A 12,921-nucleotide genomic window follows, 5' to 3' on the forward strand; every position below is an offset into this window, starting at 1 on the left:
GACATTTGTCCAAGACGGACGACCGGCCGCCCGGGCATCGTCGTACCCATGAGCGAGTACGACAGTGCACGGTCGCAGGGGATGCATGTGGTGCACGACGGTCCGCGGGAGGCGCCGCCGCTGTTGCTGATCCACGGATCGGGGATGTCGGGCGCGTCCTGGAATCCGGTGGTGCCGGCGCTCGCCGACCACCACCACGTCATCCGGGTGGACCTCCCGGGCTGCGGTCGGTCTCCGGCCGCACCGTCGTACGCGGTGCCCGAGCAGGCGGACCGGGTGGCGGAGGTGCTCGACGACCTCGGCGTCCGGTCGGTCGTCATACTCGGGCACTCCAGCGGTGGCTACCTCGCCACCGCGCTCGCCGAACGACGCCCGGACCTGGTGCGCTCGCTCGCACTGGTCAGCACCGGCCCGAGTCCCGACTCCCTGCTTCCACAGCCGGCCCTGCTCCGCGCCCTGTTGGCTCCGCCGCTCGGTCCACTTCTCTGGGCGCGGCGATCGGACGCCATGATCCGCAGGGGGATCAGGGTCACCTGCGCGCGTCCGGTCGACGTCTCGGACGACCTGGTCAGCGACGTCCGACACCTCACCTACCGCACGCTGAGGTCGGTGCTGAGCGCCTACCACGCGTACATCGAGGAGCGGAGCGTGCCCGAGCGCCTTGCCGCTCTCGACGTCCCGGTGCTGGTGGTCTTCGGCGGCGACGACCCCCGCTGGGAGCCGTCGTCGGCGCACCGGTACGAGACGGTGCCGAAGGCGCGCGTCGAACTGCTGCCCGGCGTCGGACACGTACCCATGCTGGAAGCGCCCAAGGCAACCAGCAGGCTGCTGCTGGCCTTCACGGCGGCGGCAGCGGGCGCCCCACCGGCGACCCCGACCGCCTAGACTCGGCAGATGCGGCCGATGGGGACGACCCCTCTCGACTGGTCGTTGGTGGACGTGGTGGTTCCGCGCCCGTCGGTCCGGTTGGCGGGGGTCCGCATGGCCGGGTTCCGGCACCACGCCTGCGCACCGGTGGACATCGCCATGGTCGCGCACCCGTCGATCACCCTGATCGTCGACCTCAGTGAGGAAACGGGCCTCACCTACGCCGTGGACGGCCAGCACAGAAGTGGCAGCGCCGTCGTCGGCCTGCTTCCCGGCGACCTCCGGGCGACCGGCCGGGGGTTCGGCGAGTGCCTCCAGATCCGGCTGGAACCGGTCGCCGCGGCCGCCGTGCTCGGCGCGTCGACGGAGATCTGCGGGGCGGTGGTCTCCCTCGACGACGTCTGGGGCCGCGACGCCGAACGCGCGGAGGCGCGGCTGCGCGCCACCGCGTCGTGGGACGAACGGTTCGCCATGGCCGCGGAGATGCTCGGCCGGCGGCTGGACACCCGTCGACCGCCCGATCCGGAGGTCGCCCACGCCTGGCGGCGGACCCGCACCAGCCGAGGCCGGGTACGGGTCGACAGCCTGGCCGACGAGGTCGGCTGGAGCCGCAAGCGGCTGCTGTCCCGCTTTCGGTCCCAGCTGGGCATCACACCCAAACGCGCCGCCCGCCTGGTGCGGTTCGACCACGCCGTGCACCTTCTCGCCGCAGGTCGCTCCGCCGCCACTGCTGCCAGCGAGAGCGGCTACGTCGACCAGTCACACCTGCACCGCGACGTGTTGGAGTTCGCCGGGCAGACGCCCACGGCGGTGGCCGCCGCGCCGTGGCTCGCGATCGACCACCGGGCGTGGCCCGCCCCCTCGACCGCCTAGACGCCGACGCGCTGCGGCGGGACGGTGAGCCCGTAGAGCTCCATCAGCTCCGGGGTGTCGATCCGGCTGCCGTCGGCCACCGAGTCGCAGGCGATGTCGACGATCTGGTCCTTGTGCGCCAACAGGTACGGCCGGGCGCCCACGTCGGCGCTGGCCAGCGTGGCGATGCCGGGCCAGTGCCGGCGGCCGAACAGCATCGGGTAGCCGCGCAAACCGTCGTAGGTGGCGCAGACCAGCACGTCCGGGTACGGCAGCGCGGTCACCCGACTGACCGCCTTGGCGGTCAGGCCCGGCATGTCGACCGGGACCACCACCACCGCCTCGATCCCCTCGTCGTCCATGGCGGCCAGGCCGGCCCGGATGGACGAGCCGACTCCGGTGCCCCACGCCTTGTTGATCACAACGGTCGCCTTGCCCAGGTCGGCGGCTTCCTGGACCTGCTCGGCGGCAGCGCCCAGGACGACCACGATTCGCTCGCAGCCCGCCTCGGTCATCGTGTCGATCATCTGATTCACCAGGGGCTTGCCACCCTGGTGCAGCAGCGCCTCGGGACCACCGATCCGTCGTCCCCCGCCTGCGGCGATGATCATTCCTGCGATCCGGTTCAGCTGCGCCCCCTCCAGCACGGGACGGACCGTGACCGATCCGTCCCCTCCTACGGACACTGCAACGAGGACGGCCAGCCGGGGGTGGCGGGGCGAAAAGGAGAAATAGCACAACCGTTACACGACCGGCATCCGCCGACGCGGACACTCCGCAGGTCAGGCCGCGTCGGCGTAACAGTCGACGATGGACAGGTCCAGTGGGAACCGGACCGGCGTCGCACCGAAGAGCAGCGCGGAGGCGCGCTCGCCGCAACGGTCGACAGCCTCGGCGACCGCCTCCGCCTGATCGGCCGGCGCGTGCACGACCACCTCGTCGTGCTGGAAGAAGACCAGCTCGGCGTCGGTGCCGGACAACTCCGTCCGCAGCGTGGCCAGCAACGTGGAGGCCCACTCCGCCGCCGTGGCCTGGATGACGAAGTTGCGGGTGAAGCGGCCCCGGGACCGGGCGGCCCGCGCCCGTGGACTGTGCGGGTCACCCACCCCCTCCGGATCGGAGGGCTCGTCGTCGAGATCACCGAACCCGGCCGAGCCGGGCGGACACGTCCGCCCCAACCACGACCGCACCAGCCCACCGTTCTCACCGGTACGCGCCGCCGCCTCGACGTACCCGAACGCCGTCGGGTAGCTGCGCTTCAGCACCGCCAACGCGGGCACCGCGGCACCGCCGGTCTGCCCGTACATCGCGCCGAGCAGGGCCACCTTGGCCTTGGCCCGGTCACCGCCGAACGAGTCCCGGGCCAGGGCCGCGTAGAGGTCGCCGGCAGCGCCCGCCGTCGCCAACCGTGCGTCGCCGGAGACCGCGGCCAACACCCGAGGCTCCAACTGACCGGCGTCGGCGACCACCAACCGCCAACCCGGATCGGCCACCACCGCCCGCCGGATCACCTTGGGAATCTGCAACGCGCCACCACCCCGGGTGGCCCACCGGCCGGAGACGACGCCGGCCGGCACGTACTCCGGTTGGAACCGGCCGCCCCGCACCCACTGATCGAGCCAGGCCCAACCGTGCGCCGTCCAGATCCGGTAGAGCTCCTTGTATTCCAGAACCAGCGGCACCGCCGGATGGTCCACCCCGCGCAGCACCCAGGCCCGGGTGTTGGGCAACTCCACCCCGGCCCGGGCGAACGCCTTCAGCAGCTCCGCCGGGGAATCGGTGTGCAGGCCGCGTACGCCGAGAGCGTCGGCGATCCGGGCGGCCAGCTCGGCGAGTCGGCGTGGCGGACCACCGACCGGGGACGCCTCGCCGAGCAGCTCGTGCAGGATCTCGTTGTGCGCGTCGGCGCGCCAGGGCAGCCCGGCGGCGCCCATCTCCGCCGCGATCAGCGCGCCGGCCGACTCGGCGGCCACCAGCAACCGGAACCGGCCGGGGTGCTCGGCCGCGGCGACGCGGGTGAGCTGGTCGGCGTACACCTGGGTCAGTGCCTCGATGCCCGGGCCCGGCGGACCGGGCAGGGTGTCGAAGAGCGCGCCCTGCCCGTGCCCGGGCGGTGCGGCGGCGCGCGGCGGCGGGTCGGGCGGGACCGCCGCGCCGGTCAGCCGGGCCCAGGCGGCGGCCAGCGAGCGGGGCTCGCCCCAGCGGCCCGCGTGCCCGAGGAGCAACGCCTCGGTCAACTCCACGTCGTGACACCGATCGACCCGGACGCCGGCGCGCAGCAGCGGCGGGTAGACCGCCGTGGCGGTCGACCAGACCCAGCGCGGGTGCTCGGCGGCCTCGCGGGCGGCGACCGCGGCGACCAGATCGGTGACGACCTCGGGCGGGCCGGTCGGCCGGCCGGTGGCGTCCAGCGGGCAGAGCACTCCCCCACCCCGCTCGTCGGACACCACCGCCACCAGCACGAACGTGATTCTGCCTCTCCCGTCCGACAGAAACGGAGGCGCACCTCACCATGATCGGGTCGGTGGGGTGTCGGGGCCGGTCGGTAGCGTGAACGGGTGCCTCCCCAGATCCCGCATCCCGATCCTGGCACTCCCGACGCCCGCGGTCCGATGCGCTACCTCTGGTGGTTGGTCCGCTGCCAACCCTGGCGGGTGTTACGCGGCAGCCTGATCGGCACGGCCTGGATGATCGGGCTCTCGGCCCGGCCCTACCTGATCGCCCGCGCCGTCGACGACGGGCTGCGCGAACGCGACACCCGGGCCCTCGCGCTCTGGGTCGCGGCGATCGTCGTCGCGGGCGTGGCCCTGTCCTACCTGGGCATCATGCGGCACCGCACGATGACCTTCATCCGGGAGGACGCCAAGGCCCGTTCGGCGGAGGTCCTGCTGCGCCACCTGTCCCGCATCGGCGCGGTGCTGCCCCGCCGGGTCGGGGCGGGCGAGGTGTCCACCATCGGCGGTTCCGACATCGACTGGACGTCGCAGGTGCTGACGCTGACCGGTCCGGGCGTCGGCGCGGTCGTCGCGTACGGGGTGATCGCCGTGGTGCTCTGGTCGATCTCCCCGATGCTCGCGCTCTGCGTGCTGGTGGGGGTGCCGGTCGTCGGTCTGATCGTGGGGCCGCTGCTGCGCCGCCTGGAGCAGGTCGAATCGGTCTATCGCAAGCAGCAGGGCGCGCTCACCGCCCGATCCGGTGACATCGTGGCCGGCCTGCGGGTGCTCGCCGGGGTGGGCGGCCGGGACCTGTTCGCCCGGCGGTACGCGTCCCGGTCCCAGGAGCTACGCGCCGAGGGCTACCGGGTCGGCGCGGTCAACAGCTGGATCGACGCGGCGACCGTCGCCATCCCCGGGTTGTTCCTGGCGGCGGTGGTGTGGCTGACGGCCCGGATGGCGGTGACCGGTGACGTCACGATCGGCGAGTTGGTCGCCGTCTACGGCTACGTGGCGACCCTGATCGTGCCGGTCTGGTTCCTGCTGGAGGGCAGTCACCAGCTCATCCGCGGTCGGGTCGCCGCCCGGCGGATCGCCGACCTGCTCAACGTGACACCGGACGACGTCGGTGGCCCGGGTCGCCGGTGGCCCGGCGCCGTGCCCGAGGCACGCCGGCCGGATGCCCCGGCCGCACCGGTCGGCCCGGCCGACCTGCACGACCCGGTGACCGGCCTGACCGTGCGCGCCGGCCAGCTGACCGGGGTGGCGGCAGACGACCCGGCGACGGCCGTGGCGTTGGCCGACCGGCTCGGCCGGTACGTCGCCAGCGACGTCACCTGGGGCGGCGTGCCGCTGCGCGAGGTCGCCCTGGACGAGGTCCGCGCGCGGATCCTCGTCGCCGACCACGACTCCTACCTCTTCGCCGGCACGCTGCGCGACATCCTGCGCGGGGCCGACGACGACGATGACGAACGGATCAGCGCCGCCCTGCGGACCGCCTCCGCGCAGGACGTCGTCGACGCTTTGCCCGCCGGGCTGGACACCCCGATCGACGCCCGGGCCCGGACGCTCTCCGGCGGTCAACGCCAACGGCTCCGCCTGGCCCGGGCGCTGAGCGGCGAACCGGAGGTGCTGATCCTCGTCGACCCGACGTCGGCGGTGGACGCGCACACCGAGGCGCGGATCGCCGAGCGGCTCCGGGCCGCGCGGGCCGGACGGACCACGGTGGTGATCGCCACGTCGCCGCTGTTGCTCGGCCGGGCCGACCTGGTCGCGCTCCTGAGCGCCGGCCGGGTCACCGCCACCGGCAGCCACGCCGACCTGCTCGACGACGACCCGGCCTACCGGCACCTGGTGGCCCGCGGCAGTGAGGAGGCGTACCGGTGAGCCGGCTGCCGGTGGCCGACCGCCGCACCGTACGCCGGGCCCTGCGGGACATGATCAGCCGGCACCGGCGCGCCGTCGGGGTCGTGCTGGCACTGCACAGCGCCGCCGCGGTCACCGGGCTCGCCCCGCCCTGGCTGCTGGGCACCATCGTCGACCGGGTCACCGCGGGCGCGGGCGTGGCCACGGTGGACCGGTTGGCACTGGCCATCGCCGGCTGCGTCCTGGTCAGCGCCCTGCTCTCCCGCTACGCCCAGTACGCCGGCCACCGCTTCGGCGAACGGGCCGTCGCCGAACTGCGCGAGGAGTTCGTCTCCCGGACCCTCGGGCTGCCCGTCTCGGTGGTCGAGCGTGCCGGCTCGGGGGACCTGGCCACCCGCAGCTCGGTCGACGTGTCGACGGTCGGCACCACCGTCCGGGACGTGGTGCCCACGATCGTCATCGCCACGGTGCAGTTGACGTTGCTGTTCGGGGCGGTCTTCCTGCTGCACCCGCTGCTCGGGTTGGCCGCGCTGGCCGGGCTCCCGTCGATCGTGGCGGTGACCCGCTGGTACCTGCGCCGGGCCAGCTCCGCGTACCTCACCGAGGGCGCGGCGGCGGCCGAGCTGACCGAGACGCTGACCACCACCGCCGAGGGCGCGCGCACGGTGGAGGCGCTGCGGCTGGCCGACAACCGGATCGAGCACGGCACCACCCGCGTGACGATGGTGTGGCGGGCCCGTCGGGCGACCCTCGCGCTGCGTACCGTGTTCTTCTCGGTCGTCGAGGCCAGCTACCCGCTGCCGGTCGCGATGGTCCTGCTCGTCGGGGGCTACCTGTTCTCCCGGGACATGGTGTCGCTCGGCGCGGTGGTCGCCGCCGCGCTCTACCTGCAACAGGCGATCGACCCGATGGACCGGCTGTTGCAGTGGACCGAGCAGGCGCAACGCGGCTTCGCGTCGTACGCGCGGCTGCTCGGCGTCGGCATGGTCCCGCCGGAGCCACCCGGCACGACCGCCTCGTCACCGGGTGAGCGGCTGGTCGTCCGTGGGGCCCGGTTCTCCTACTCCGACGGGCCGGACGTGCTGCACGGCATCGACCTGGAGGTGCAGCCCGGTGAGCGGCTGGCCGTCGTCGGCCCGTCCGGTGCCGGCAAGTCCACCCTGGCCCGGCTGCTGGCCGGGATCGACGCGCCGCGGCACGGCGTCGTCAGCATCGGCGGCTGCCCGGTCACCGACCTCGACCCGGCCGAGCGACGCCGCCGGATCGCCCTGGTCACCCAGGAACACCATGTCTTCATCGGCTCGGTACGCGACAACCTCTCCTTCGCCGCGCCCGACGCCTCCGACGAACAGATGCGTGCCGCGCTGCTCACCGTGGGCGCCGAGTGGTTTGCCGAGCTGCCCGACGACCTGGACACCCAGCTCGGCGACGGGGCCCGTCAACTCGGTGCGGCCGAGGCCCAACAGCTCGCGCTTGCCCGGTTGGTGCTCGCCGACCCGCACACGCTGATCCTGGACGAGGCGACCGCCGCGCTCGACCCGTCCACCGCCCGCCGGACCGAACGCGCGCTGGCCGCCGTACTGGTCGGGCGGACCGTCATCGCGATCGCGCACCGGCTCAACACCGCGCACGACGCCGACCGGGTCGCCGTGCTCGCCGACGGTCGGATCACCGAGATCGGCAGCCACGACGAGCTGGTCGCGGCCGGCGGGGCGTACGCAGCCCTGTGGCACTCCTGGCACACCCGCGTCGACGAGCGGTGAGACGTCCTACTTCACCGCGCCGGAGGTGAGGCCGGCCTGGATCTGACGCTGGAACACCGCGTACACGATGATCATCGGGAGGATGGCGATGGTCAGCGCGGCGAACAGCCCAGACCAGTCCGCCTCGTAGCCGGCGTTGACGGAGATGTCGGCGATGCCCTGGGTGAGCACCCACTTGTCCTTGGCGTTGGAGAGCAGCACCAACGGGAGCTGGTACTGCGCCCACTGACCGATGATGTTGAAGATCGTCACACTGATCAGGCCCGGCTTCGCCATCGGCATCATGACCTGGAAGAACAGTCGAGTGTGCCCGCAGCCGTCGATCATCCCCGCCTCGGCCACCGACGACGGCAGCGTCTTGAAGAACGCGGCCAGGAAGAAGACCGTGAACGGCAACGAGTACGCGCTGTAGACCAGCACCACGCCGGTGTGGGTGTCCAGCAGACCCAGGTTCTTCACCACGAAGAAGAGCGGCACCAGTGCCAGGAAGACCGGGAAGGCCAACCCCGAGACGAAGAGGAAGTAGACCGCCCGGTTGCCCCAGAACTTGTAGCGGGCCAGCACGTACGCGGCCATCGAGCCGAGCAGCATGGTGAGGAACGTGCTGCACGACACCACGATCACGCTGTTGAGGAAGTACCGCCCGACGTGCGCCTTGGTCCAGGCCCGGGAGAAGTTCTCCCAGCGCAGCTCGGCCGGCAGCGTCCACGGGCTGCTGAAGATCTCGCTGGTGTTCTTGAACGCGGCGAGGAAGGTCCAGAGGATCGGCACGATCACGATCACCGCCCACACGGCGAGCGCGACATGCCCCAGGCCGGCGAAGAACCGTACCTCCGAGCGGGGGCCCTTGTGCCCCGACCCGGCGGGGGCGGACGGGTCACCGGTCTTCGGCGGAAGCGCCGCCGGCGTCGGCGGCAGCGTCGACTGCGGATTCATCAGTACTCCACGCTTTCCCGCTTGGTGAGCCGCAGCGTCAGCGCCGCGAACGTGAGGGTGAGGAAGAACAACGCCACGCCCATCGCCGAGGCGTAGCCGTACTTCGAGTAGACGAACGCGTTGCGGTAGATCTCCATGGCGAGCACCGTGGTGGCGCCGTCCGGGCCGCCACCGTCCACCGAGAGCACCGCCACGATGGCGAACGCGTCGAACGCCGCGATCCCCAGGTACACCCAGGCCACCTGGAGGGTGTCCCACAGCAGCGGCAGGGTGACCCGGAAGAACAGGGTCACCTTCGTCGCCCCGTCCATCTCGGCGGCCTCGTAGATCTCACCGGGGATGGAGGCCATCCCGGCCGAGAAGAGCACCACGTAAAAGCCGACCGCCTGCCAGACCAGCACCGCGATGATCGACCAGAGGGCCAGGTTCGGCTTGACGAGGAAGAGGATCGGCTCGATGCCGAACTTCATCAACACGCCGTTGATCAGGCCGGACTCGTTGGGCCGGTACACCATCTGGAACAACACCGCGATGATGGCCACCGCCAGGACCTGGGGGAAGAAGAACACCACCCGGTAGAACTTCGCCCCCCAGACCCCCTGGCGTTGACCACCGCTGCTCTTGCCGCCCACGTTGAGCAGGAAGGCGAAGAACAGGGCGATGGCAATGGTGATCAGCGGCAGGGCAAGCAGCAGTACGCCGTGGTGCTGGACCGCTTTCCAGAAGGCCCCGTCGTCGAGCAACCTCCGGTAGTTGTCGAAGCCCACCCACTGCGGGGCCGACAGCCCCCGCCAGTTGGTCATCGAGATCTGGAACGCCTGCGCGTACGGCCAGATAACGAATGTCACGTACAGGGCGACCGGGGCGAACAGGAACCCGATCACGAATGGATACTTGCCGTGCCGCATGACCCTAGCTCCGATCGATCAGCGCTTGAACTTGGTGACGGAGCTGTCCTTCTTGATGGCGTCGGCGCGCTTCTGGATCCGCTCCACGAACGCGTCCGCGTTGATCCGGCCGAACATCAGCTCGTTGGTGGCGGTACGCGCCTCCGTGTCGAGCTCCTTGTACCAACCGTCGAAGTACAGGTTGAACACGTCCTGACCGGCCGCCTTGAGCGCGGCCTGCGAGCTGGCCACACCGGGCGGGAAGGCGAAGCCCTCCGAGCCGGCGGTGACCACGGTCGGGGCCTTGACCACCTCGGTGAAGCCCTTCGCGCCCGCCGCCGAGAGCATCTGACGCATGTACTCCAGCCCGCCCTTGGGGTTCTTGCTCTTCGCCGAGACGAAGTAGCCCTCACCGGCGGTGGCCCGCAGCGCGGTGGCCGGCAGCTTGTCCGAGGCGGACATGCTCGGCACCGGCATGAGCTGGTAGTCGAAGCCGGCCGGGGTGTCCTTCTTCTGCTCGCCCTCCAGCCAGTCACCGCTGGGGTACAGGGCCACCTTGTACTGGTTCTGCCGCAGCTGCACGTCGGTGTGCTTGAGGCCCTCGAAGCTCTTGTCGCTGAACTTCGCCCCAACCTCGGCCCATGCGGTGGCCGCCTGCTTCACGGCGTCCTGCTGCCAGGCGCCGTCCTCCAGGTTGTCGATGTTCTTCAGCACGTCCGTGCCGCCGATCTTGGCGGCGTGGGTGAGGATCACGTTCCACTGGTAGTAGGCCGCGTTCGCACCGGCGTAGCCGTACGGGGTGATGCCCTTGGCCTTGATGGCCGTGAGCAGGCTGATGAACTCGTCCCAGTTCTTCGCCGGCGCCCAGCCGTTGTCCTTGAACAGCTTCCCCGAGTACCAGATGCCGAAGACCGTGGAGACGTAGTACAGAACGAACGGCTTGCCGTTGAACGAGCCCGCCTCGATGGTGCCCGGCACCACGGTGTCGCGGACCTTCTTGGTCGGGTCGTCGACCGACGGCGCGTCCCACAGCTCGGTGAGGTCCTGGAGCTGACCGTCGGCCACGAGCGCGCCGAAGTCCATCAGCTTCTCGCCCGAGTTGTTCACGAACTCCGGCGGGTTGCCGGAGGCGAACCGCGGCTGGAGCACGGTGGAGACGGCCTGGGTGGCCTGGTGCTTGACCTCCGCCTTGGGGAACGCCTTCTTGTACAGCGGCTCGTGCACGTCGGTGGCGTACTTCTCGCCGTAGCCACCGTTGAAGATGACCACCTCGATCGCGGCGTCCTCCTTGACACCCAGCGGGTTCTTCTCGCTCTTGGTGCCGCCGGCGACCTGCTCGTTGTCGCCGTCGCTGCCGCTGGTGGCGCAGGCGCCGAGCAGGCCGATGGCCGGAGTGGCGAGCACGCCCACGGCGGCGGCGCGACGCAGCACCGTGCGACGGTCGAGTGCGGCCGGGTGTTCGGGGGTAATCGACATCGTCGTGTCTCCTTGTGGAATTCGGGTCATGCGGTACGCCGGAGACGTCCGGCGTACCGCGACTCGAGGGCGAGGTTGTGCTCGTCCCCGCCGGGGACGTTGGCGGAGAGGTAGATAGGGGGTACCTCTCCGGCCTGGTGGAACCGTCGTACGACCTCCGCGGTCAGCAACTGCGCCAGCAGCGCCGTGGTGACCGAGGAGACCGCACAGACCGCGCCGCCGCCCTCGAGCGGCAGCAGTGCATCGCCGTACGGCGCGCCGTTGTCCAGCACGACGTCGGCGAGGTCGGCGAGCCGGTGCCCGGACGGGTGCCGTGGGGCGACCCGCGCGGTGTGCTCGACCGAGGTGACCGCGATCAACGGGTGACCGCGCTCGGTGACCAGCGCCGCCAGCTCGACCACCGAGCCGTTGATGCCGGATTGGGACGCCACCACGAACACGTCGCGCGGCTGGGGCGCCGCGAGCGCGTAGATCTGGTGGGCGATGGAGGGATCACGTTCCAACTTGGGGTCGGCGAGCACGTCACGCGGGGCGTCACCGTGCATCACCAGATCCCGTACCGAGAGCCGGTTGGTGGGGACCAGCCCGCCGGCCCGGGCGACCAACTCGGCGGCGAACGCCTCCGAGTGCCCGGCGCCGAACGCCTGGAGCACGCCGCCGTCGCGCAGGCTGTCGGCGATCAGGTCGGCGGCCCGGGTGATCCCGTCGGCCTCCGAGTCGAGCAGCCGGTCGAGCACCGGGCGGACGGCGTCCGCGTACCCCTGGGCGCTGATCACGAAGGGACCCCTTTTGCTGCCTTGTGCCCGTCGACGGCCTGCGCGGTCCGCCGGAAGGCCGCGTGCGCGCGGTCGTGCGTGCGTTGGGCGACGGCGATGTAGAGCAGGTCGAGCACCACCAGTTGGGGGTGTCGGGCGGAGAGCGCGTCCGGCCGGAAGGTGGTCGCCTGGCTGGCCGTGAGCAGCACGATGTCGGCCAGTTCGGCCAGCGGGGAACGGGGGAAGCCGGTGAGCGCGAGCGTGGTGGCGCCCCGGCTGCCCGCCTCGGCGAGCATCTCGATCGTCTCCCGGGTCTGCCCAGTGTGCGAGATGCCGAGCGCCACGTCTCCCGGGCGCAGCAACGCGGCGCTGGCCAGCCCCTCGTGCACGTCGTTCCACGCCCACGCGGCCACCCCGATGCGATGCAGACTGAACTGCATCTCCTCGCCGACCAGAGCGCTGCCACTGGCACCGAAGATGTTGACCCGGCTGGCGCCGGCGATCGCCACCGCGGCCCGCTCCACCTCGCCGAGGTCGAGCAGGGTGGCGGTGTCGTGCATGGCTCGGGTGTCGGCGGCCATGATCTGGTCGAGCACCCGGGCGAGCGGGTCGCTCGGCTGGATCTCCCGTCCGATGTCGACGGTCCAACCGGCCGAGCGCGCCCGACCGGTCTCGGATGCGATGCCCAGTCGCAGGTCGGCGTACCCCTCGAAGCCCATCGCCCGGCAGAACCGGGTGATGGTCGCCGGTGAGGTGCCGCTGCGCTCGGCCAGCTCGACGATTGTCGAGCGGGCGGCGGCCTCCGGGTCGCTGAGCACGTGCTCGGCGACCCGGTGCAGGGCTCCGGTCAACTCGCCGAGCCCGTTGCGCACCCGGGCCAGCACCCCGTCGGAGGGCGAGCTTCTGCGGTCGATCACGTCGGCGTCGACCACCGCGGTCCCAGCGGCGGTGTCCACCTCGTGATCAACCATGAGTCGCCTCAACTTTCCGAAAAGACTGTTAACCGTTAGTGGTAAAAGTTCTTACTAGACGCCCCTCTATGTCAAGACCGTGGGCGAAGTTTTCAAACTGTTACCTGGCGCGCAGC

The 12,921-nt window shown here is 71.4% G+C and carries 11 protein-coding genes; 4 read left to right on the plus strand and 7 right to left on the minus strand.

Annotation, left to right across the window (positions count from 1 at the left end; all coding sequences use genetic code 11):
• Positions 1–48 precede the first annotated feature (48 nt).
• Both ABTW72_RS03575 and ABTW72_RS03580 read left to right on the plus strand, forming a co-directional pair.
• Positions 49–885 (plus strand): alpha/beta fold hydrolase, encoded by an 837-nt coding sequence (locus ABTW72_RS03575; RefSeq protein WP_350853750.1) that lies wholly within the window; start codon positions 49–51, stop codon positions 883–885.
• Positions 886–903: 18 nt separating this feature from the next.
• The gene (locus tag ABTW72_RS03580; RefSeq protein WP_350853752.1) at positions 904–1,740 is read left to right on the plus strand and encodes a helix-turn-helix domain-containing protein; all 837 of its coding nucleotides are present in this window, start codon (positions 904–906) and stop codon (positions 1,738–1,740) included.
• Here ABTW72_RS03580 and ABTW72_RS03585 read toward each other — a convergent pair.
• Both ABTW72_RS03585 and ABTW72_RS03590 read right to left on the minus strand, forming a co-directional pair.
• On the minus strand, positions 1,737–2,330 hold the full coding sequence (locus tag ABTW72_RS03585) for a nucleotidyltransferase family protein (RefSeq protein ID WP_350853975.1): 594 nt from the start codon (positions 2,328–2,330) through the stop codon (positions 1,737–1,739). The genes ABTW72_RS03580 and ABTW72_RS03585 overlap by 4 nt on opposite strands.
• Before the next feature lie 171 nt (positions 2,331–2,501).
• Entirely contained in the window at positions 2,502–4,181 is a 1,680-nt protein-coding gene (locus ABTW72_RS03590; RefSeq protein ID WP_502892143.1) for a bifunctional 3'-5' exonuclease/DNA polymerase, read from the minus strand.
• A 150-nt stretch (positions 4,182–4,331) separates the two neighbouring features.
• On the opposite strand from ABTW72_RS03590, the gene ABTW72_RS03595 reads away from it, so the two are divergent.
• Both ABTW72_RS03595 and ABTW72_RS03600 read left to right on the plus strand, forming a co-directional pair.
• Entirely contained in the window at positions 4,332–6,038 is a 1,707-nt protein-coding gene (locus ABTW72_RS03595) for an ABC transporter ATP-binding protein (RefSeq protein ID WP_350853981.1), read from the plus strand.
• Positions 6,039–6,088: 50 nt separating this feature from the next.
• Positions 6,089–7,780 (plus strand): ABC transporter ATP-binding protein, encoded by a 1,692-nt coding sequence (locus ABTW72_RS03600; protein WP_350853984.1) that lies wholly within the window; start codon positions 6,089–6,091, stop codon positions 7,778–7,780.
• A 6-nt stretch (positions 7,781–7,786) separates the two neighbouring features.
• Here the strand turns inward: ABTW72_RS03600 and ABTW72_RS03605 are convergent, their stop codons facing one another.
• Genes ABTW72_RS03605 through ABTW72_RS03625 form a run of 5 tightly spaced genes read right to left on the minus strand, consistent with a single transcriptional unit; the run spans position 7,787 to position 12,805 of the window.
• A complete protein-coding gene (locus ABTW72_RS03605) occupies positions 7,787–8,716 on the minus strand; it encodes a carbohydrate ABC transporter permease (protein ID WP_350853755.1) in 930 nt (309 codons plus the stop codon).
• Positions 8,716–9,624, minus strand: a complete 909-nt coding sequence (locus tag ABTW72_RS03610; protein ID WP_091403976.1) for a carbohydrate ABC transporter permease — start codon at positions 9,622–9,624, stop codon at positions 8,716–8,718. Before ABTW72_RS03610 ends, ABTW72_RS03605 begins: the two co-directional genes overlap by 1 nt.
• An 18-nt stretch (positions 9,625–9,642) precedes the next feature.
• Positions 9,643–11,079: an N-acetylglucosamine/diacetylchitobiose ABC transporter substrate-binding protein gene (ngcE, locus tag ABTW72_RS03615; RefSeq protein ID WP_350853759.1), complete on the minus strand. Its 1,437-nt coding sequence runs from the start codon at positions 11,077–11,079 to the stop codon at positions 9,643–9,645.
• 26 nt (positions 11,080–11,105) lie between these two features.
• Positions 11,106–11,855, minus strand: coding sequence for a sugar isomerase domain-containing protein (locus ABTW72_RS03620; protein ID WP_091403970.1), 750 nt, complete (start codon positions 11,853–11,855; stop codon positions 11,106–11,108).
• Complete coding sequence (locus ABTW72_RS03625; RefSeq protein ID WP_350853762.1) at positions 11,852–12,805, minus strand: MurR/RpiR family transcriptional regulator; 954 nt, start codon at positions 12,803–12,805, stop codon at positions 11,852–11,854. The genes ABTW72_RS03620 and ABTW72_RS03625 overlap by 4 nt, the downstream gene beginning before the upstream one ends.
• Between the last annotated feature and the right edge of the window lie 116 nt (positions 12,806–12,921).

The sequence above is a fragment of the Micromonospora sp. NPDC127501 genome (genome assembly GCF_040302185.1).
Lineage (GTDB): Bacteria > Actinomycetota > Actinomycetes > Mycobacteriales > Micromonosporaceae > Micromonospora.

Coding starts and splice junctions, on each gene's coding strand:
- ABTW72_RS03575 (WP_350853750.1), top strand. CDS start 49: ATGAGCGAGTACGACAGTGCACGGTCGCAGGGGATGCATGTGGTGCAC.
- ABTW72_RS03580 (WP_350853752.1), top strand. CDS start 904: ATGGGGACGACCCCTCTCGACTGGTCGTTGGTGGACGTGGTGGTTCCG.
- ABTW72_RS03585 (WP_350853975.1), bottom strand. CDS start 2,330: ATGATCATCGCCGCAGGCGGGGGACGACGGATCGGTGGTCCCGAGGCG.
- ABTW72_RS03595 (WP_350853981.1), top strand. CDS start 4,332: ATGCGCTACCTCTGGTGGTTGGTCCGCTGCCAACCCTGGCGGGTGTTA.
- ABTW72_RS03600 (WP_350853984.1), top strand. CDS start 6,089: ATGATCAGCCGGCACCGGCGCGCCGTCGGGGTCGTGCTGGCACTGCAC.
- ABTW72_RS03605 (WP_350853755.1), bottom strand. CDS start 8,716: ATGAATCCGCAGTCGACGCTGCCGCCGACGCCGGCGGCGCTTCCGCCG.
- ABTW72_RS03610 (WP_091403976.1), bottom strand. CDS start 9,624: ATGCGGCACGGCAAGTATCCATTCGTGATCGGGTTCCTGTTCGCCCCG.
- ngcE (WP_350853759.1), bottom strand. CDS start 11,079: ATGTCGATTACCCCCGAACACCCGGCCGCACTCGACCGTCGCACGGTG.
- ABTW72_RS03625 (WP_350853762.1), bottom strand. CDS start 12,805: ATGGTTGATCACGAGGTGGACACCGCCGCTGGGACCGCGGTGGTCGAC.